This is a genomic window from Planctomycetota bacterium, assembly GCA_016235865.1.
Lineage (GTDB): Bacteria > Planctomycetota > MHYJ01 > JACQXL01 > JACQXL01 > JACRIK01.
The window spans coordinates 171,807-191,477 of the sequence record JACRIK010000026.1 but is presented as its reverse complement, the minus strand read 5'-3'; the positions used below and the strand labels follow the sequence as shown (position 1 = coordinate 191,477).

At 51.2% G+C, this 19,671-nt stretch carries 17 protein-coding genes and 1 pseudogene; 4 read left to right on the top strand and 14 right to left on the bottom strand.

The annotated features are described in order from the left end of the window. Window positions 1–44 precede the first annotated feature (44 nt). Window positions 45–1,313 carry a serine--tRNA ligase gene (gene serS, locus HZA49_08125; GenBank protein MBI5779408.1) on the bottom strand — a complete coding sequence of 423 codons (1,269 nt, stop codon included), beginning with the start codon at window positions 1,311–1,313 and terminating at the stop codon, window positions 45–47. Window positions 1,314–1,578: 265 nt separating this feature from the next. Here serS and HZA49_08120 point away from each other — a divergent pair, with 265 nt between their 5' ends. The 3 genes and pseudogenes from HZA49_08120 to HZA49_08110 all read left to right on the top strand — a co-directional run bounded on the left by HZA49_08120 (window position 1,579) and on the right by HZA49_08110 (window position 3,818). Continuing rightward, the gene (locus HZA49_08120) at window positions 1,579–2,832 is read left to right on the top strand and encodes a tRNA-specific 2-thiouridylase (GenBank protein MBI5779407.1); all 1,254 of its coding nucleotides are present in this window, start codon (window positions 1,579–1,581) and stop codon (window positions 2,830–2,832) included. Window positions 2,833–2,937: 105 nt separating this feature from the next. Further along, window positions 2,938–3,396, top strand: a complete 459-nt coding sequence (locus HZA49_08115) for a 4Fe-4S dicluster domain-containing protein (GenBank protein ID MBI5779406.1) — start codon at window positions 2,938–2,940, stop codon at window positions 3,394–3,396. Window positions 3,397–3,432: 36 nt separating this feature from the next. Then, a pseudogene (locus HZA49_08110) lies at window positions 3,433–3,818 on the top strand (cupin domain-containing protein). A 646-nt stretch (window positions 3,819–4,464) separates the two neighbouring features. Here the strand turns inward: HZA49_08110 and HZA49_08105 are convergent. From HZA49_08105 to HZA49_08095, 3 genes are all read right to left on the bottom strand, one after another. After that, window positions 4,465–4,887, bottom strand: a complete 423-nt coding sequence (locus HZA49_08105; protein MBI5779405.1) for a hypothetical protein — start codon at window positions 4,885–4,887, stop codon at window positions 4,465–4,467. Between the two features lie 70 nt (window positions 4,888–4,957). After that, a complete protein-coding gene (locus HZA49_08100; GenBank protein MBI5779404.1) occupies window positions 4,958–5,719 on the bottom strand; it encodes a hypothetical protein in 762 nt (253 codons plus the stop codon). Between the two features lie 2 nt (window positions 5,720–5,721). Further along, window positions 5,722–7,560: a hypothetical protein gene (locus HZA49_08095; GenBank protein MBI5779403.1), complete on the bottom strand. Its 1,839-nt coding sequence runs from the start codon at window positions 7,558–7,560 to the stop codon at window positions 5,722–5,724. Between the two features lie 42 nt (window positions 7,561–7,602). On the opposite strand from HZA49_08095, the gene HZA49_08090 reads away from it, so the two are divergent. Beyond that, window positions 7,603–8,892, top strand: coding sequence for a M28 family peptidase (locus HZA49_08090; protein ID MBI5779402.1), 1,290 nt, complete (start codon window positions 7,603–7,605; stop codon window positions 8,890–8,892). On the opposite strand, the gene HZA49_08085 is transcribed toward HZA49_08090, so the two are convergent. The 10 genes from HZA49_08085 to folE form a co-directional block, all read right to left on the bottom strand. Further along, entirely contained in the window at window positions 8,843–10,150 is a 1,308-nt protein-coding gene (locus HZA49_08085) for a (Fe-S)-binding protein (GenBank protein MBI5779401.1), read from the bottom strand. The genes HZA49_08090 and HZA49_08085 overlap by 50 nt on opposite strands. Before the next feature lie 133 nt (window positions 10,151–10,283). Beyond that, window positions 10,284–11,540 (bottom strand): HEAT repeat domain-containing protein, encoded by a 1,257-nt coding sequence (locus HZA49_08080; GenBank protein ID MBI5779400.1) that lies wholly within the window; start codon window positions 11,538–11,540, stop codon window positions 10,284–10,286. A gap of 128 nt (window positions 11,541–11,668) precedes the next feature. Then, the gene (locus HZA49_08075) at window positions 11,669–13,039 is read right to left on the bottom strand and encodes an FAD-binding protein (GenBank protein MBI5779399.1); all 1,371 of its coding nucleotides are present in this window, start codon (window positions 13,037–13,039) and stop codon (window positions 11,669–11,671) included. Window positions 13,040–13,631: 592 nt separating this feature from the next. Then, window positions 13,632–13,877 (bottom strand): helix-turn-helix domain-containing protein, encoded by a 246-nt coding sequence (locus HZA49_08070; GenBank protein ID MBI5779398.1) that lies wholly within the window; start codon window positions 13,875–13,877, stop codon window positions 13,632–13,634. Between the two features lie 9 nt (window positions 13,878–13,886). Further along, a complete protein-coding gene (locus HZA49_08065; GenBank protein ID MBI5779397.1) occupies window positions 13,887–14,681 on the bottom strand; it encodes an inositol monophosphatase in 795 nt (264 codons plus the stop codon). A gap of 27 nt (window positions 14,682–14,708) precedes the next feature. After that, entirely contained in the window at window positions 14,709–16,127 is a 1,419-nt protein-coding gene (locus tag HZA49_08060) for a hypothetical protein (GenBank protein ID MBI5779396.1), read from the bottom strand. Between the two features lie 128 nt (window positions 16,128–16,255). After that, window positions 16,256–17,449 carry a tyrosine--tRNA ligase gene (locus tag HZA49_08055; GenBank protein ID MBI5779395.1) on the bottom strand — a complete coding sequence of 398 codons (1,194 nt, stop codon included), beginning with the start codon at window positions 17,447–17,449 and terminating at the stop codon, window positions 16,256–16,258. After that, window positions 17,449–18,540: a hypothetical protein gene (locus HZA49_08050; protein ID MBI5779394.1), complete on the bottom strand. Its 1,092-nt coding sequence runs from the start codon at window positions 18,538–18,540 to the stop codon at window positions 17,449–17,451. The genes HZA49_08055 and HZA49_08050 overlap by 1 nt, the downstream gene beginning before the upstream one ends. A 49-nt stretch (window positions 18,541–18,589) precedes the next feature. Beyond that, window positions 18,590–18,919, bottom strand: a complete 330-nt coding sequence (gatC, locus tag HZA49_08045) for an Asp-tRNA(Asn)/Glu-tRNA(Gln) amidotransferase subunit GatC (GenBank protein ID MBI5779393.1) — start codon at window positions 18,917–18,919, stop codon at window positions 18,590–18,592. A 43-nt stretch (window positions 18,920–18,962) separates the two neighbouring features. Further along, entirely contained in the window at window positions 18,963–19,529 is a 567-nt protein-coding gene (folE, locus tag HZA49_08040) for a GTP cyclohydrolase I FolE (GenBank protein ID MBI5779392.1), read from the bottom strand. Window positions 19,530–19,671: the final 142 nt, after the last annotated feature.

The window sequence follows — 19,671 nt, the reverse complement described above, 5'->3', positions numbered from 1 at the left end:
AGTTGTTACTGCGAGTTATCCCCGTATGGGGGCATCTGTGGTTTCTAACCGATTCTCTCCACTCCGTCCATATACGGCCGGAGCGCCTTGGGGATAACAATCGAGCCGTCCTTCTGCTGGTGTGTCTCCAAGAGCGTAATCAGCGTCCGGGGCAGCGCCAGGCCCGAGCCATTGAGCGTGTGCACCAGCCGGCTCTTGTTATCCTTGCCTCTGAACCTGATATTGCCCCGGCGCGCCTGAAAGTCCGTAAAATTACCGCAGGATGAGACCTCCAGATACCGCCCCACGCCCGGCGCGTACGCCTCCAGGTCATAGGTGGTGGCCGACGAAAAACTCATCTCCGTGGTGCAGAGCTTGACCACCCGGTATTCCAATTCCAATGCCTGAAGCACGGCCTCGGCGCACTGGACCAATTTCTCCAATTCATCAAACGAGGTATCCGGATGCACGAACTTGACCATCTCGACCTTATTGAACTGATGGACCCGAATGATACCCCGTGTATCCTTGCCATAAGAGCCGGCCTCGCGGCGGAAACAGGCCGTGGCCGCCACGTAATAAAGCGGCAGTTTCTCCTCCGGTATCACCTCGTCACGCCAGAGGTTGGTTACCGGCACCTCGGCTGTCGGAATCAGGAACATATCCTCCTCGGCCGTCTTATACATATCCGCCTCCAGCTTGGGCAATTGCCCGGTGGCATACATGGTCTGGCGGTTGACCAGAAACGGCGGCATAATCTCGGTGAACCCGTGCTGCTTGATATGCATATCCAGCATAAAGTTGATGAGCGCCCGTTCCAGCCGCGCGCCCTGGCCGGACAGCAGGATAAATCCCGAGCCGCTGATCTTGCTGGCCCGCTCGGACTGGATGATGCCCAGTTTCTGCCCGATATCCCAATGGGCTGCCGGCGTGAAATCAAATTTCCTGCGCTCGCCCCAATGCCTGACTTCTATATTATCCGCTTCGCCCTTGCCCACCGGCACATCGGCCGCCGGGATATTGGGGATAAAACTGATTAATTCAGTGAACGATTTTTCTATGGCCTGCGACTTGGCTTCCAGGGCCGATATCTCATCGCCCACTGCCTTCATCTGCTGAACCAGCGCCTCAGCGTCTTTCTTTTCCTTCTTAAGTTTGGCTATTTCCTCTGATGCCTTCTTGCGCTGGCTGCGCAGGTTGTCGATATTGGTAATAACCTGCCGGCGCTCCTTGTCCAGCTCCAGCACCTTGTCCAGGTCAACCTTGTCGGACTTGTCGGTGATGGCCTTGCGGACCGCGTCCGGATTCTTGCGGATGAAATCTAAATCTAACATAATTCTTCACCCCTTTGTTATTCCCGTCCCGCGTGTCATTCCGTGCTTGACACGGAATCCAGCGGGATAAACTCCACCGGGAATCTACAATACACCAAGTAAGTCTGGATTCCTGCTTTCGCAGGAATGACATTATTCGCAACTATACTTTAGCACTCCTCATTCATCAATTATTTTATCATAAAATATTACTCCCATAATACGCGCAGTCAAACACCGACAAAATCTTGTAATCTGTGTTTATCTGTGTTAATCTGTGGTTCCTATGTCCAAACGTGTCGTTGTAGCTATGAGTGGCGGCGTTGATTCCAGCGTCGCCGCCTACCTGCTCAAGAAACAGGGATACGATGTCACCGGGCTGTTTATGAGTTTAGGCGCCTGCCTGGAACGGCTGGCGCCCCGGCGCAAGGCCTGCTGCAGTGTCTTTGACGCCCAAGACGCCCAGCGCGTGGCCGACCACCTGGATATAAAATTCTCTATCCTTAATTTCAAGCATGAATTCGAACAGGTCATAGATTACTTCTGCTCGGAATATGACAAAGGCCGGACGCCTAATCCCTGCATCAGATGCAACCAGTATCTCAAATTCGGCAAACTGATGGAATACGCGGATAAACTCGGCGCGGATTATATTGCCACCGGGCACTATGCAAGAATTACTTCACCATCCCGCCATTTGGCGAAACAGGCGTCGCCACAAAGTAACAACCCCCTCGCCCCCTTTAATAAGGGGGAATTATACGGTAAAGTCCCCCTTAACAAAGGGGGATTAAGGGGGTTATATCATCTCAATAAGGGAATTGACTCTACCAAAGACCAATCGTATGTATTATTTACCCTGACCCAGCCACAGCTTGCCCGGATTATATTCCCGCTGGGTGAATTAACCAAGCAAGAGGTCCGCAAGATTGCCCACCAGATAGACCTGCCGGTCAAGGACAAGCCGGAAAGCCAGGACATCTGTTTCGTACCCAGTAGCGGCTATCAAGACCTGCTCAAGGAACGCATCCCGGACCGGCTCAAGCCCGGCAAGGTAAAGAACGCCGGCAACAAGGTCATCGGCCAGCACGACGGCTTTCAGTTATTCACCATCGGCCAGAGACGCGGACTCAGGATTGCCTTAGGTCATCCGGCCTATGTCTCCAAGATAATTCCTAAGACCAATACCGTCATCCTGGGAGACCGGGCGGATGTTCTTAATACCACATTCGTGGCGGATGAGGTGAACTGGACCCAGCCCTTGTCTACCGAAAGCAAAAATGCTAAATTTAACCGAAAAACACTTGATATTTCTGGCCATAAGAATATAATTAAGCGCAACAAGGGCTGGGTTGATTCAGATGTTAAAATAAGATACCTACATAAACAGTCCAAAGCCAAGATAAAAATATTAAGCAATAAACGGGTTGAGGTGCGGTTTAAGCAACCGCAATTTGCCATAACGCCCGGCCAGGCCGCGGTGTTTTATAAAGGCGATACCGTCTTAGGTGGTGCCTGGATAAAAAAGGTAATAAAATAAGTTTCGGAGGAAATTGCGTAAGCAGATTAAACCGATTATGCTGATTGAGCGGAAAATCTGTTAAATCCGTAAAATCCGCTTAATCCGTGGACGCATTAGAATTCTATGAAATATTTATATATCTACCCTGAACTCTGCACCGGCTGCCGGGAGTGTTCCATTGCCTGCTCCCTGAGCAAGTTCGGGGAATGCAATCCCAAAAAGGCGGCTATCAGCGTGGTCCGTGACGAATTTGAACGACTGGAATATCCGCTGATTTGCATGCAGTGCGAGGACGCCCTGTGCCTGAAATTCTGCCCCCAGAACGCCTATTACCGGGAAAACGGCGTGGTCAAATACGATTCCACCAAGTGCATCAAATGCCGGTTCTGCGCCACGGTCTGCCCCTATGCGGCCATTACCGTCCATCACAACGACATCGTCAAATGCGACCTGTGTTCCGGCGACCCGAAATGCGTCAAGGTCTGCTCCACCAAGGCCATCCGCTATGAGGAGGAGACCCTGGAGCTGGCTGACCGGCGCAAGGGCCTGGCCAAGAAACTATTGCAGAAGAACAATGCATAGAGCAATGCTATACGCTCTACGCTATATGCTTACACCATGAAATGCCAAGCTTCCAACGAAATCCCCTTACGTCCGGTAGAAATCGAAGGCGCAATCGGCGTGAGCATGCGCTGGCTGATTTCACAGAAGGAGGCGCCCAACTTCGCCATGCGCCTGTTTGAGGTGGCCCAGGACGGCCATACCCCGCTCCATACCCATCCGGGCGAGCACGAGATATTCGTCCTGGACGGCCAGGGCGAGATGACCTACGAAGACGCCAAGAAACCATTCCAGGCCGGCTATGTAATCCTTGTCGAGCCGAACAAACTCCACCAGTTCACTCCGCATCGTTCACAGGACGATTGCTCGTGGTCCCGCAGTGCGGGTTCCGGAATACCGGCCCGGGCACCATGAAATTCCTCTGTATTATCCCGAATGAATAGGTTTCAGCTTGTTTTGAGCTCAATACGGGTCATTAGGCATGCCAACAAGGTTATTTGGCACGCCAACAAGGTCATTTGGCACGCCAACTGAGTCAGAAAACACGCCATACAAATCATATTGAACCACTATTTACCCCCATATAAGCCCTAAAGGTGCGGCGTTTTAGGACAGGACTGGTGGCATAAAGGACTGATTTGGCAAAACAGCATCTCTGAAGTCAGATATTTAGCGGCTTTTAGGGGAAGGTGTGTGTCACTTGGCCCATATAAAGGGCGTCGGCGGGCCTTCATTTACTGTTAATAAAGGTTCTGGACTACAGCGCACAGGTTATAAGTGCGTCACTACAAGTCATAAGTGCGCACTTGCAAGTCGTAAGTGCGTCATTACAACTCATAAGTGCGTCACTACAGGTCGTAAGTGCGTCATTACAGGTCGTAAGTGCGTCACTACAGGTCGTAAGTGCGTCATTACAGGTCGTAAGTGCGTCACTACAACTCATAAGTGCGCCTCTACGGGATTAATCCGGGGACACAATACTAGTAATCCGGACCCCCTATCGCAGATTCCGGCCCAAACCCCTTCGGGGCAATTATAAGTTACAAGTTATAAGGTATAAGTTTAATGCCCGCCCCCGCCCTGGCAATTCTAATTAACCTGCTTATAGACAAACAATTCGTTTGTGTCTAAATTCAAAACGGCAATATTATAACCGCCTTCTTCAGGAATATCCTGAAAATAGTAATATCCGTTTTTTAGTTTCATATACCTGTTTACGAAACTGCCCCGGTAATACTTCTGCATGGCCTCTGGCAGTGGCAGTTCCTTCCACTTCTCAGATTGCGATATTACCTGAAGGAACATCGGCATCCGGTCTTTCTCAAGTTGCGCCTCCAGATAAAAGTGCCCATCGCCATGAAGACCATTAATAAAGCTATTCTCTATTTTTCGTATATACACATCAGAAGGAATGTGAAACCCAAAGTTCTTTTCGACGAATTCAATCGGGGTCATTTGTTTTCCGCACCCGATTAACAATAACAGACAGGCCAATAAGAGAACCTTCTTCATAGTTATAATCCCCCGCCCGGCCCGAAATTCAACCACAGAGGCACTGAGACACGGAACGCCCATCCCAGAACTATTTTGTTTCCGGATTATCTTTTAACAATGCCTGCACTTCGGCCGGTATTTCCAACTTGATATCCTTGTGATGGTCTGACAGCATCATTGTAATATCTAATGTCATTGCCTTATCTGACGCCGGGTATTCAATGGTGCGTTGTGTTTTGCAGAGTTCGCCGCTGCCTTTTGCCACCCAGAATCGATATCCGGCCTTTACGGCCTTGCCCGTCCCGGGCGGACACATCCGACCTTCATCAATTGCATTAAAGTCTTTCAGGTCTTCCGCGTCAAACAGCGCCTCTATCTTATAGCATTCAATCCCGTTGACTGTCATGGTCCCGGCTGATTTTGCGTTCCTGAGTAATTTATCCACATCAACGGTTTTATATACCTCCCAAAGCATATCTGTGGCCACACTCCTATATTCCGGATCATCATAATCATCCGGTTGCCATTCTTTAGGTTCTCCATCCCGGGCGTGATTGAGAGCCAGCTTGTTGCCCTGCCGGTACACTTCCATTACCTCTGCTTCGGCATTTTCAGGAGTAGACAGCGTGACTTTGAAGTAGCAGAAATCAGGGTTCTGGATGGCGCCCTTGATATTAATCGTCGCCGGCGTATCGTCTAAAGTCACGTCCATATTAAACCTGTATCCCTTTGCTTCATCCAGCATCCGGTGGGCATTAAGTACGATTGCCTTGGCATCCTGAGGACCGGAGGCGTTGACAGCACAACCAGCCAATAATAACAAACCCGCCAATAATAAAATCTTCTTCATAATCACTTCCCCTCCCCACCGGCCGGACCGCCGGGGGTGATTTCAATCTTGAGCGGCTTGGTGGCCCGCCTCAGGAACAGTATGGCAAAGCAGGTGTCCTGAATCGGGATGCCGTTGTCGTTCCAGGAGCCGTCCGGTTTCTGCTCGTTCAGCAGGTAATTCGCGCCGATGGGATACCAGTCATTGCCGCCGAATGATTCGGTCCGGGTAAAGATTCCGGCCCGCTCTAAAGCGTATAGATAATAATAGTGCCAGGAACCGTATTGGGGATTCTCACGCACCGTGAAATTCCGGGTAATCCAGTCCATGGCTTTTTTGATGTTCTTGTCGTCCTTGATGTCCTTATTGAGATAGAATTTGCAGATGGCCAGGCCCCCGAGTCCGCCGGCCGTCATGCTGCCGTAACTCGAGCCGGTGTTGTAACACCAGCCGCCGTCCGAGCCCTGGGTGAGCTGGAGATGTTTTTCCGCATCGGCCCAGACGGGGGCCGGGATTTCTATGTAGGCATCGGCGCAGGCCCGCAGTCCCAGGAGCGCGTATTGGGTGCAGGAGTTGTCATAATCGGTCTCCGCCCGGCGGGAGCGCATCTTGAGGGTCACCCGCCTGACTGACCGGGTGGACGCGCCGTCGGTCGGGCTGACCGCGCCGGAAGACGGCGTATTAACATAATTGCCAATCGGCGTGCCGTAATGCCAGTTACCGGACGAGGATTGTCCGGCCAGCAGGAACTCGGCGCATTGGATAATCCGGTCCTGGTATTTTATCCTATCCAGTTCGGCCAGTGCCATGGCCAGGAGCGCCACGTTATAGGTCTTTTCCAGTTTATTATTCAGCGCCTTATTGAGCAGGGACTTCAGGGTCTTTTCCGGTATCCGCACCCCGCTCTTTATCAGGGTGTAAAAAATCAATTCATCATCGTAAGGGTTGAGGGAATACTGGCCGACCAGGTAATCCACGCCCTTGCTGATAGCCGCATCCACCTCAGACTGCAGGACGGTCCGGCTCAAGGGGTTCTTGTCCCACCACTTCTGCCAGGCCGCCGCATCCATTCCGAATTTCTCGCCGGAGATGATTCCCAGGGCGCGGCCGATTTCCTGCCTGATGTCCGACCTCTTTTCCTCGGCCAGCATTTTTACCAACGCGCCGGCCTTTTCTATCGGCTTGAACCCGGCCAGGATGTTCAGGGCGGACTTGGAGACATTGGCGTCCGCATCCCTGGCCAGCATAAGCATAATCTCAATGGCCTTGCTGGACGGTCCGCGGGCCACCAACGCCAGGGCCGACAGGCGCACCCGGACCGGCTGTTCCTCGCCCGTTAAATCAACGGCGATGGACTGGACATTATCATTCAGGACTGTCTTGGCGGTATCGCTCAGGGCGTCGAGCAACCTCAGTTTGGCGGGTTCCTTGACCGCGATTTTCCGGTGATTCTTAACCGTCCATTCAATAAAGGTTTTCTGGGACAGGAATTTGGCCAGGCATTCCTTGGCCGCCGCGATGACCTTGTCGTCCTTGTCAGCCATGAGTATCTGAAGCAGAAATTCCATTACCTCGGATGCGTATTTCAGGTCCGAGACCACCAATCGCTCGAACAACTCGGCGTTGATGAATTCCACGGCCTTGAGGCGTTTGTCCACTGAATTGCTGTTATACAGGGTCAGGTAGTTTGAGCGTTTCTCGGACCATTCGGACTGGGCCATCGGCTTGGGAGCAGGAGGATTCGGCGGCGCAGGATTGCCCGAGCCTATGCCCGGCTGCTGGGCGTTCACCAACAGGGAAAAATATATCAGTAATATACTTGATAGAAACAGATGAGCGATTATAATATGCGTCTTGGACATATATAATATTTTATTATACGAAACAGAAAGGGAATGTCAACTATGAATCACCCAATATTTGACGAAAACAATGCCTTCCAACTGCTGAAACGGCTGTCATTCCCCCGGCTGGGCGGCACGCCGGAGGAGCAAAAGGCGGCCAATCTGCTCAAGCAATATCTGCGGTCAATCGGCCTGACGCCCAAAGAAGAGACCTTCCGGATACAGTCCTTTAAGGACATCAAGGCGTCGCTCGAGGTATTAACGCCCTATCGCAAGACCTACCAGGCGGCGGTCATCGGCAACAGCGGTTCCACGCCTGATAAGGGCATCACGGCCGAAGTAGTCCATCTGACCACATCCGAGCCGAGCCATTTAAAATCCGTAGCTAATAGAATCGCGCTGACCTACAACGCGGTCACCAAGACCATGCACCAGCAACTGCGCCAGTATAAGACCAAGGCCATCATCCGGGTGCAAGGCCCGGCGCCGGCCCTGATGCAGCTGAAACAAAACGAGCTGTTTATCAAGGCATACGGCCGGATTCCGTCCATCATGCTCAATTATGAAGACGGGCTGGAGATGATTCATAAATCAGCCCGGACGGTCCGGGTGATATTAAAACAAAAAGATTTACTGGCCACCTCGCGCAATGTCATGGCGACTATCCCGGGCACGGAACTGCCCAACGAGAAGATTATCATCTGCGGACACTATGACAGCGTCAATAAATGCCCGGGCACGGTGGATAACGGCGGCGGCTCGGTCAGCATTGCCGAATTCGCCAGACACTTTGCCAGGCATCCGGCCAAACGGACCCTGATGTTCATCTGGTTCGGCAGCGAGGAAATGGGACTGAAAGGCAGTTGGGCGTACACCAAACAGCACGCCCGGGAACTCACCCGTCCCAAGCCGCCGATTTCATTGAAGACGCAGACGGTGAAACTGGTGGTAAACTTTGACGTGGCCGGCACCATCTTCGGCAATAACGGCACGGTCATCTGCGGGCACGAGTCCATGGCTAATTTCGTGGACAGCTTTGCCAAAGAAAAAGGACTGCCGGTTGATACCCGGCACTTTGCCTATTCCAGCGACAATATTCCGTTCAATGAAAAGGGAATTCCGTCTATCGCGCTCAATCGCTACAGCGGAATCTACGGGCATAGCAAGCTGGACAACATCCACCTGACCAGCCCGGCCGGGCTGAAGGTCATGGGCCAATTCGGATTGGAACTGGTCAGCCGGATTGCCAACGCGGTGGAGATGCCGTTTGAACTGAGCATCCCGGAGGCGGACCGGAAATCTACTTATGAGTATGTGGAGCGGGCCGACCCGTTTTATGTGCGTCCATAATCAGATTCACGATGTGACGGACCTTGACGGTATGCTTACCTGACGACAACAGATATTCCAGTTGCATCATACAACCCGGGCAGTTGGTGACAAGCTGGGTGATTGGATGATTAGGTGATTGGGTGATTAGAGAACCCCTCAGTGAATCCACCCTGGCCTGACCAATCAGGTCGGATAATTCCGGATATTTGAATGTGAACAATCCCCCGCCGCCGCAACAGATATCATCAATCTCCTGATAATCCGTATTGGCCTTGAGGAATGCCTTGATAATCTCCGGCGCCTTGGTGCCGGCGGAATGGCAAGGAGTATGGTAAGCAGTGCGGAATGCCGAGTGCGGAATGCGGAATTGAGTTAATTCTGTCTCAAGGAATTCCACCGCATCAACTATTTTATTCCCCATTCCCCATTCCGAACTCCGCATTTCCCTGAGCATCCGGTTGCAGGTCGGACAGACGGTTATAATAGTTTCCGTTTTAAATGTTTCCTGATTCATTTTCATCAGGCGTTTAGCGGACTGCTCATCGCCGGACAATAATGCCGGCATACCGCAACAGACCTGAGCCTGAGGAATGACGTAGGGAATCTTGAGCCGGTCCAGAATCGAAGTCAGCGCCTCTATTATCTCAGGATAGATGTAGTTGGCAGCGCAGCCGAGGAAGATAGATACCTTGGGCGAATGACTAATGTCCAATGACGAATGACGAAGTTGTAATGCTGATTTCTTGGCCAAGCGCGGCATACGCTGGCGAAGTCGCAACGGAGTCCCGACCAAAGCGTCGGGGAACAGATTGGCGAAATATAACGGCAGGTGGCGGACCGGCGCACCGCCGCGGCCAAACAGCCAACCGGCCAAAGACGCCAGACGCATCATGCTATTATACAACCAGCGATTGGGCAAGACCCACCTGAATCCCAACCTCAACAGCCAAGGCAGTCCTTTTTCATCCGTAACTCTCTGGCGCTCGGACTTAAAAACTACGCTTGTCTCAACCAACGACGGGCAGTTCTCTTCGCACCTGCGGCACATTAAGCAGGTGTCAAGTATCTTGCGGAATTGGTCTGTTGGTCTGTTGGTGGCGCCGAAGCGCCATGGCGCCCTTATGGCGCTCATCTGTTGGCCTGCCTGCCCTGCCTGAATAATCGCCAGCCGGCCCCGGGCCACCAGGGTCTCGTCCTTCAAGGCCAGAAAGACCGGACAGACCGACCGGCACTGCCCGCACTTGGCGCAACGGGCTAATTCTTTTTGTAAATCCATAAAATTTGCCACACATTCGCTCTGCTCAGTGTAAACTCCGGCACAGAGAACACGGGGAACTCACTCCGCTTCGCGGACGCTCGCGCTCACACTTCGCTTAGTTCCAATATCATGTCATTAGATAAACAGATTCTTACTTCGGTTCAATAGTAACATTAGATCCATCTATAACAGCCTTAATCATATCTTCCAGTTTTGCAGAGTAAGGCATTACGCCATAATCTTCATTAAAAGTAGCCGGGATAACAAACTCATCCGTCTCAATCTTGTATTCCTTATATTCTATTTTAGGCCACCATCCGGGCTTACTCCTTCCGGCTAGGACAATGACCTTTGCGCCAACGTAGAACCTTGCCGGATTAAGAAATCCATGCAGTTCCGTTTTTCCGCCAGCGATAAGGTGGTTCACGGGTATATATATCTCTCCCCAATTACCTTTTAACACTTCCTCTTTAGAATATAAAGCCGTTTGATAACCAACTTCATATCCATATTCTGTAGGAACAAGCATTTTTATCCGTCCGACAAATATTAGCTTTGACTTACGGCATAATTCCGTGAGTTTCTCGGCCGAAGGAATATCATCAATATTCTTTTTCGCCATATCGTTCTTAACATTATTAATTGTTTGCCTAAGACGATATAATTCACCATTGAGCAGATTATCTATTTCGGGCATCGCTTCTTTCGCCTCAAGTTTCACCAAAGAAATAACAGCGGCCGCCTTGACGTCCTCTTCATCCTTAAGTAACTTAATCAAAGCCGGAATGGCCCTTTTATCGCCGAGATAACCAAGAGTTGAGGCGCAGGTCCGGCGCACATTAGCATCCTTATCGTTCAGCATATTCATAAGTTCCGGCACATACGCTTTGTTGTTAATCTTAATAATCGCCTCGGCGGCCCTCCAGTCACCAGCCTTAATTGACTCTATCAATTCCGGGATTACCTGATCATATCCAAGAACACTGATTGCATAAAGAATATCATTTGGCGACGCCACATCTTTATCGTTAAACAGATTAACTATGTCTGGCATTGCTTCCTTTGCTTCCAACTTGACTAGTGTATAAATCAGTGAATGAGTTGTATGATAGTCGGGGCGTCGTTTAAGCAATTTAATCAATTCCGGAGCCGCCTCTTTAGCATATATGTCGCCTAAAATCTCAATAGCCCACAATTGATGCAAGCATTGAGCCGGAGTATCTTTTTCTTCTCCCAGCTGCATGAAATCGGTTGAATCTGTTTTTATCGCACTAATCAATTCTTTTATAAAAACGTCACGTTTACTGTTAGCGGTGTTTTGACTGGCCGAAGAAGGGTTACTATCCTGCTTGTCGCAACCCAATAAAAGAATAGCCATTACGCAATAAATCAACATTAATCTTTTCATATTTCCTCCTATTTTCCGGAAATCTCTCGGCGTCCTCGCGCTTTTACGGCGAATCTTTTATTCTTCGTGTCTTAGTGTCTTTTGGCGCCATAAGGGCGCCATGGCGCTTCGGCGCCAGTGGCTATCTTTTAACCAAATATCTTCCCCGGGTTTAGGATATTCTTCGGGTCAAAGAGTTGTTTTACCTGTTTGAATATGGACATCTCATCCGGGCCCCATTCCAGCGGGAAATATTTGGCCTTGGTCAGCCCGATACCGTGCTCGCCTGAGAGCGTGCCGTCTAATTCAATGGTTCTAGTGAATAATCGATTCAGCGCTGACGGGAGTTGATTCTCGTGTTCCTTGGATGAAATAAGAAAGTTTACGTGGAAATTGCCATCACCCAGATGCCCGAAGGTGGCAATGGGTATGCCGGACGACGCTTCTATCTCTGCAATAACCTTGAGAATATCGGATATCGCGCTTCGGGGCACGCAGATATCCTCACTGACCTTCTGGGCGGTGATGGAGAACAGGGCCGCGGAGAGGGACTTGCGGATGGACCAGAGATAGGCGGCCTCTTTTTCGCTGATGGCCCGCTTGGACATAATCGGCCCGGCATCATGCAGGAGTTTGCGGACCTGGCCGGTGTGCTCGTCCACATCATTGGGCGCACCATCCAGTTCAATCAGGAGCATGGCTTGGGCATCAGACGGAACCTGCAATTCCGGCTTGTATTTTGCCACTGATTTCAGGGACGTAGCGTCCATATATTCCAGCGCCCGGGGCAGAATGCCTTTATTCAACAGGTCAATGCTGAACCGGATTGCCTGTTCAGAATCGGCAAAGAAAGCGGCAATGGTTGACTGGGCCTGTGGCCTGGGAATAAGTTTCAGGTTGATTCTGGTAAATACGCCCAGCGTGCCTTCCGAGCCGACCATCAGCCGGGTCAGGTCATAGCCGGAAACGCGTTTTAACGTGCCCTTGCCGGTATTGATAATCCGTCCGTCGGCTAACACAACTTCAAGTCCGAGGACATAATCACGGGTGGTGCCGTATTTGATACAGCGCAAGCCGCCGGCGCCGGTGGCGATATTGCCGCCCAGGGTGCAGAACTCGGCGCTGGCCGGGTCAGGCGGATAGAACAGATTAAGCTTCTCCACCTCGGTCTGGAAATCAGCCACTATCACGCCCGGTTCAACCGTGGCCGTCAGATTAATCGGATTTATCTCAATGATGCGGTTCATCAGCGATGAATCAAGAACAATCCCTCCCTTAATCGGCACAGCCGAGCCGGTCACCGACGACGCCGCGCCCCGGGTATAGACCGGGATTCCGTTGGCATAGGCCAGCTTGAGCACTTCCGAAATCTCCTTGGTGTTGATAGGATTGACAATGACATCAGGCAGATGCTGTTTGCGCGAGGCGTCGTAGGACGAGGCAATCCGCGCCTCGGGTGAATCAAAGACCCGCTTGGGGTCTATGATATCCTTGAGTTGATTGTATATACCCTGTTTCATCTGAAAATTTATTATAGTTTAATACAATTGCTTAGGCAAATAAATAACAGATGGTAAAGCGGGTTATCAATAATGAAAAAACACCGATTCCCCTGCTGAAAACTAAACGCATTTTGCTTCATAAAATTTCAGGGGGATATACGGGTGATTCGGTGTAGATAGCAGTTTAGCCGAGTGTAGTCTACAGTCCAGCCACCTGCAAATAGCAGGCGAGCCAAGTGTAATCTACAGTTTAGCCGCTTGCAAATAGCAGTTTAGCCGAGTGTAATCTACAGTTTAGCCGCCTGCAAATAGCAGGCGAGCCAAGTGTAATCTACAAATTAGCCGCCTGCAAATAGCAGTCTAAGCCCGAACAAGTATTAGTATAGTCGTGAATAAGTAGCAGGCGATGCCAGAACAAGGCGCAGTGTAGTTTGGAGGGGGTAGAGGGTAGGGGGGTATAGGGGGGTAGTATGGGGAATCCCCCCTATTTTGCGCTATTTTGTGCTCAGAATATATAATGAAGGTGATAAAATCAGTGTTTTCGGGGGTCTAAAATTATCACCTTCAGAGGCAAATTTATCACCTTCACCTCCCAAGGTGATAATTATTATCATGGCGAGAGGAAGGGTTTTAATCCTTGCTTCCGGTACAAATAAATCAACTGCCGAACCCTGATATAAGAGTAGTTTAGCCGCTGGCCAATTGACTGGAAGGTGAATCCCTGGTCTGAAAGCCAAAGCACCTGCAACGCCTTGCGTTTCTTAAACTTTCCTTTAATACTGAATGCGGTCAGTTCTTTAGCAACAGTATTCCGTTCCTGGTCAGTCAATTTAATAAATACGTGCGGGAATGGCATAACAAATAATTACGGGTTATTAATTACTTTAATCATCTGCTTATGTATCAGGCCGTTGCTTCCCAGTATTTCACGGTGCGCGAACAGGTTATATTTTCCGCCCTTGAAATCGCTTATCTTGCCGCCGGCTTCAACAACAATCAGCGCGCCGGCGGCCGTGTCCCAGGGCTTAAGCTCCCGTTCCCAGAACCCGTCAAAGCGTCCGGCAGCCAGATAGCACAGGTCAAGCGCGGCAGAACCGGCCCGGCGGATGGCCTGGGCGGTCAGACAGAACCGCTGGAAGTTGCGGAAATTATCGCCCGGATGCTGCCGGATGATATAAGGAAATCCGGTGCAGAGCAAACCCCGGTTCAGGGTATCAACCTTTGACACACGGATGCGCTTACCGTTCAGATATGCGCCCTGGCCGGGTGAGGCATAAAACATCTCATCCAAATTGGGATTATAAACGACACCCAAGATAGTTTTATTACCTTTAACCAGCGCTATGGAGACGCAATAAATCGGGAATTGATGCGAATAGTTGGTGGTGCCGTCCAGCGGGTCAATCACCCAGGTAAAATCAGATTTGCCAACACAATAGCCGGATGATTTACTATTGCAATACTGTTCCTCAGCCAGTATTTTGTGATTGGGGAATTTCCTCGTGATGTTGCTAATAATAAGTTTTTCAGACAGTCCGTCGGCCTTGGTGACCAGGTCAAGTTCAGTCGCCTTGGTCCTGGCCTGCCTGAAAGAAGGTTGCAGTGAGTTGAGCAAATGGCCGGCCCGGCGGGCGGTTTTGACGGCAAAGGCTAAAAACATACTCTACGCAATACGCTCCACGCTATTTTATTCCGTAACCTCAATCTCTTTCTCAAAGGAAAGCTCGCCGAAGACCGCGCTCTTGGCCGAGACCTTGAAGATAACCTTCCCGCGATATCTTTCAATCGGACAGCGGTAGGTATTCCAGTATGGTATTGATTTCTGGACCAGGCCGGACATATCGGTCTGTATCCACCGGTCCGTAAAGGGATTGCCCCGTTTATTGAGCGGCTTATCATTGGCTTGGGCGCCCTTGGGCCTGATGTCCACACTAAATGAGGTCACACTCTCATCAGGAAAGGCATAGCCGCCCTCGTCCTTGAATTCGTCCGGCGCGTAGTATTCCTCGCCCAGCGAACCGAGAATCCTCGGGAAGTCACACTTGATGAACGGGCATTCCAGATTCTTGCTGACGTCTTGAGGAGGGGTAAGATTCCCGGGCGGGATGACGATGATTTCCGTGCCGCCCTTCTCGCAGAAGGCATTGATATCCAGCTTAAAAGGCGCGCCCCACTTGGGCGCAACAGACTTATCCTTTTCAATGACGGCAATGGGCTTCTCGCTGGTCCGGGCCCGGACCCGGGGCGTGAATATAGCCGAGACCAGATAATACTCGCCGATCGGCAGGACGGTTTCGCCCTTGCTATTCAGCTGGAAAAAGGCGTCCTCGCCGCGCCGGATAATTATGGCCTGGGGCGAGCCCTTCGGTGGTTTCAGGTTTTTTACCAGGTCTAACTTACCGGTCTCTTCCTCACAGGGAGTCAGGCGCAGGGTCATGCCGGTAAATTTGGGGTCCTTCATCTGGGTGCCCGTCAGCTCAGCCAGCGTCTGGACCTCCAGCTTATAGAATTTGCCTTTCACGGAAATAACGGCAGACAGCGGCCCGGCCTGCTTGGATGAGCCGATGGCAATGGCATCCTTGCCGTAATCGCCGTAGGAACCGTTGGTATTGTCGTCAATCAAAATGAATGTTTCCAGGGGCGTTTTGGCGGTCATGAAACAGGCGCGCTGATACGACCAGAGCGGCCCGCCGCTCGGGGTTTTGCCGCTGGTAAAAAACCGCACCTTATAATTCATTTTCAGTTCATTCGGGTATTTAATCTTATACGCGACAAACTGTTCCTTGCTCTTAATGTCGGTATCGAACTCTTCATCGCCGTCCGTATCCAATCTGGCCTTATCCGGCTCGCCGACGCAGCGAAAGCCTTTTTGATTCTCGGGATTGGGAATGGTTACGTAGTTATTATTTATCTGGGTAATCGCCGGCAGAGGCGTGGAAATCTTGGACAGGACAGCCCAGTCGTCGGAATAAACCAGGCTTGCTTCGATCGGCTCGGACGCGTCGGCCGGTTTGTCATCCGCCGGTTTATCCGTGGCGTTGATGGTCCCTATCAGACAGGCACCACCCAAAATACCGGCGAATATGATTTTAGATATGGCGGACATAAAGCCTCCTCTTTGTAAAAGTGTAAGTAACAAAATGGGATTGCTTCGTCGCTCTGCTCCTCGCAATGGCAGTGCCAAAATGTTGTCATTGCGAGCGTAAGCGAAGCAATCTCATCTCGCTGCGTGCTTTATATTTCTATCCGATAAAACCTGTTCTTCTTACCTATCTTGAGGACCTGGCCGGTCTTTACGCTGATTTCCGCGTCCGGGTCGGTTATCTTCTGGCCGTCTATAGTCACGCCGCCCTGGGTAATCAGGCGCTTGGCCTCGCTCGAGGACTTGACCGCGCCCGAAAGATTGATAAGTTTAGGCAAATAGACCTTGCCATCCTTGAACATTGATGTATCAACCTTTAACTGCGCCATCTCATCCGGAGACTCCTTACGCGAAAACACGGACTCAAACCGTTCGGCGGATTTATCGGCCTCGGCCTGACCATGGTATTGAGTGACTATTTCCTTGGCCAGCCGGACCTTGGCCTCTTTGGGATGACCGTTAAGCAATTCCTTGACCTCTTTTGCCGGTATTGAGGTAAGCAGGGTAAAATACGTCTCCATTAACTTGTCAGCCAGCGACATGGCCTTGCCATACATTTCCGAGGCCGGCTCGTTTAAGCCGATATGATTGCCGTAGGACTTGCTCATCTTCTGCTCGCCGTCCAGGCCGACCAGCAGAGGCATGGTCAGCACCACCTGAGGAGTCATATCGGCCGACCGCTGCAGGTCACGGCCGACCAGAAGATTAAATATCTGGTCGGTCCCGCCCAGTTCCACATCGGCGCGCACGGCCACCGAATCCTGGCCCTGCAACAGCGGGTATAAAAATTCGTGCAGGCCGATCGGTGTGCCGGCTTTCAAGCGGTTCCGGAAATCCTCCCGTTCGATAAACCGGGCCACGGTCACCTGGGCAGCCAGCCGAATGATATTTTCCATGGTCAATTTGGCCAACCAGTCACCATTGTGAACAATCTCCAGGCGTTTGTTATCAAGAACCTTGCCGACCTGGGCCAGGTAGGTTTGGGCATTACGCTCTATTTCTTCAGCTGATAATTGCGGACGGGTCTTTTCCCTCCCCGAAGGGTCGCCGATTAAGGCGGTAAAGTCTCCGATAATCAGCACGGCCTGGTGGCCCAATTCCTGGAACTGGCGGAGTTTCTGAAGCACCACGGTATGGCCGAGATGGATATCCGGCGCGGTCGGGTCAACGCCCAGCTTAATCCGCAACGGCCGGTTGGCTTTTAACTTACGAATTAATTCCTCTTCGGAATGAATCTCAACTGCTCCGCGTTTGATGGTCTCTAACTGTTTAGCAATATCAAGCATTATGGCACAATACTGAATTTACCGGCGGCGATTTTTCCCAAGGTCTGCGCGTTGAGGAGTTCCACCTCGTATTCCCCGACCGGCCAACCGTCTTTCTTTTCCCACCAGATAAAGTTATATGGCGTGCCGGGGTTTAACGCCTTCGGCCCAAATCCGATAATTTCCTTGGTGGTTCTATTTGTCCAACGGGTAACCACCTTGGCCAGCCCCTGAAGCGAACCCTGATTCTGGAAACAGGCGTATATCCGGCGGTCACCGGGCTTAAATAACGTCTGCGGCGAAACCGGGCTGTTGTCCGGATTAACCCTGAGCGTAAAGGTAACATTCTCCAATGACTGGCTCTGAGCCGGATTCGGCTGCTCGCCCTGAAGCAATCTGAATAAATTCTTGCCGAAGTCGCCCAGCTTGGCGTCATCCTTGGGCATATCCTCTTCGGCCAGGCCGATATTTTGTTTTATGAAGTCCCTGATAAACGCCGGTGGCAGGGTTTTGGCCAGGGCATCGATGGTCTGCTCGACCACCTCGATGCTTTCCTTACCTTCGCTCACCCTTTTAATCATATCCTGGGCGCCGGGGATGTTTATTATTTCCGGCGGTATTTCTATCTTCCCGCCCAGATCAAATTTAGGGCCGGTCCAGGATTTCTGGACAGGCAGGGTCCTGATATCGCCGTTTCTATTCCTTATTTTTACCTCTTCGGGGATAATCTCTATTACCTCCCATTCATCTATCTTGGTGCCAATCTTACAAGTATACTCAACATTGGTGGTTGGATTAGAGATAAATGCGGTTGGGCCGCTCGGCTCAATAATCGTGCCGGTCAGGATATAATTCGGCCCGGCTGCAACCGTTACCGGAGGCGGCGCGACCGGAACCACCTCTACTCTTGGCTTGAATATATCCGGCAAATCGCCCGGATGCGGAGGCAGAGACGGGGGCAGGTCTATGGTCGGCCCCCCGGTAGTACCACCCAGCTTATTAATATCGCTCAGGATATCCCGGGCCTGCGCGCTGTTCCGGGCAAAATCAGCCACCAGCCAGATAACCAGGCCGACGATGACCACCAACACTATGTAATACATCTTCAGCATATATATAAGTATACCCCAGAGGAACGCCGGTGTCAACAATAAAAAATAATTATTCTATCACCCGCGGGACCTCGAAGAAATTTGCCCTGCGTTTCGGCGCGTTTTGGAGTGCCTTATCGTTTCCCAGCGAATTGTGACGGGTCTGGTCATCCCGAAAAATACCCGCCGGCGCGGCCGCTCCGCCGGAATGGACCCCGCCCCTGTGCACAGGGGCTGGGTGGACCATCGGCTCAATCCCGGTCACATCCACCTGCTTAACGGTCTCGACATAAGCCAGTATCTTTGACAAGTCGGCTTTCAGGGAATTCTTCTCACCAGTTGACAAAGAAAGCCGGGAAAGGAAACAAAGATGGTCTATTAATTTATCGTTTATATCCATATTGATTTATCTTACTGTCTACTGACTACTGTTTACTGCCTACTTACTTGTATATCAGATTCATCGCCTCGGCCCGGGTGGCCGGGTTATTGCGGAACACGCCGCGCACCACTGATGTGGTCATGCGCGAGCCGGGTTTCTTGATGCCGCGCATGGTCATGCACAGATGCTCGGCCTCGACAATCACCATCACGCCCTTGGGCCTCAAGGCCTTCATAATCGTCTCGGCAATCCCGACCGTCAGCCGCTCCTGCAATTGGGGCCGCTTGGAGAACGTGTCCACTACCCGGGCCAGCTTGCTCACCCCGCTGATCCGGCCCTTGCTGGGCAGATAAGCCACGTGCGCCTTGCCGATAAACGGCAACAGGTGATGCTCGCAGATGGAATAGAACGGGATATCCTTTAGCAGAATAATCTCATCGTGCTCCTCGGAAATCAGCGGCTTGATGATTCTGGTCGGGACAATGGACTTATCCAGCCCGGCGTAAATCTCATCGCACATCCGGGCCACCCGGTCCGGGGTCTCCAGCAGGCCTTTCCGGTTCGGATTCTCGCCGATGCCCTCCAGGAACAGTTTAATGGCCTTGACAATCTTCTTCTTGTTTATCATAATTATATAGGAAACTCCTTTTACAACAGGATTAAACAGGATTTAGCAGATTAGTGTCAAGGAATATTTACCGTAAAGAGAAAACAACCCCCTTTATCCCCCTTTCGTAAGGGGGAATTTACTGCCCACTCCCCCTTAGCAA

Bases quoted from the DNA above. Each gene is read 5' to 3' on its own strand.
- serS (MBI5779408.1), bottom strand. From the start codon at position 1,313: ATGTTAGATTTAGATTTCATCCGCAAGAATCCGGACGCGGTCCGCAAG.
- HZA49_08120 (MBI5779407.1), top strand. From the start codon at position 1,579: ATGTCCAAACGTGTCGTTGTAGCTATGAGTGGCGGCGTTGATTCCAGC.
- HZA49_08115 (MBI5779406.1), top strand. From the start codon at position 2,938: ATGAAATATTTATATATCTACCCTGAACTCTGCACCGGCTGCCGGGAG.
- HZA49_08105 (MBI5779405.1), bottom strand. From the start codon at position 4,887: ATGAAGAAGGTTCTCTTATTGGCCTGTCTGTTATTGTTAATCGGGTGC.
- HZA49_08100 (MBI5779404.1), bottom strand. From the start codon at position 5,719: ATGAAGAAGATTTTATTATTGGCGGGTTTGTTATTATTGGCTGGTTGT.
- HZA49_08095 (MBI5779403.1), bottom strand. From the start codon at position 7,560: ATGTCCAAGACGCATATTATAATCGCTCATCTGTTTCTATCAAGTATA.
- HZA49_08090 (MBI5779402.1), top strand. From the start codon at position 7,603: ATGAATCACCCAATATTTGACGAAAACAATGCCTTCCAACTGCTGAAA.
- HZA49_08085 (MBI5779401.1), bottom strand. From the start codon at position 10,150: ATGGATTTACAAAAAGAATTAGCCCGTTGCGCCAAGTGCGGGCAGTGC.
- HZA49_08080 (MBI5779400.1), bottom strand. From the start codon at position 11,540: ATGAAAAGATTAATGTTGATTTATTGCGTAATGGCTATTCTTTTATTG.
- HZA49_08075 (MBI5779399.1), bottom strand. From the start codon at position 13,039: ATGAAACAGGGTATATACAATCAACTCAAGGATATCATAGACCCCAAG.
- HZA49_08070 (MBI5779398.1), bottom strand. From the start codon at position 13,877: ATGCCATTCCCGCACGTATTTATTAAATTGACTGACCAGGAACGGAAT.
- HZA49_08065 (MBI5779397.1), bottom strand. From the start codon at position 14,681: ATGTTTTTAGCCTTTGCCGTCAAAACCGCCCGCCGGGCCGGCCATTTG.
- HZA49_08060 (MBI5779396.1), bottom strand. From the start codon at position 16,127: ATGTCCGCCATATCTAAAATCATATTCGCCGGTATTTTGGGTGGTGCC.
- HZA49_08055 (MBI5779395.1), bottom strand. From the start codon at position 17,449: ATGCTTGATATTGCTAAACAGTTAGAGACCATCAAACGCGGAGCAGTT.
- HZA49_08050 (MBI5779394.1), bottom strand. From the start codon at position 18,540: ATGCTGAAGATGTATTACATAGTGTTGGTGGTCATCGTCGGCCTGGTT.
- gatC (MBI5779393.1), bottom strand. From the start codon at position 18,919: ATGGATATAAACGATAAATTAATAGACCATCTTTGTTTCCTTTCCCGG.
- folE (MBI5779392.1), bottom strand. From the start codon at position 19,529: ATGATAAACAAGAAGAAGATTGTCAAGGCCATTAAACTGTTCCTGGAG.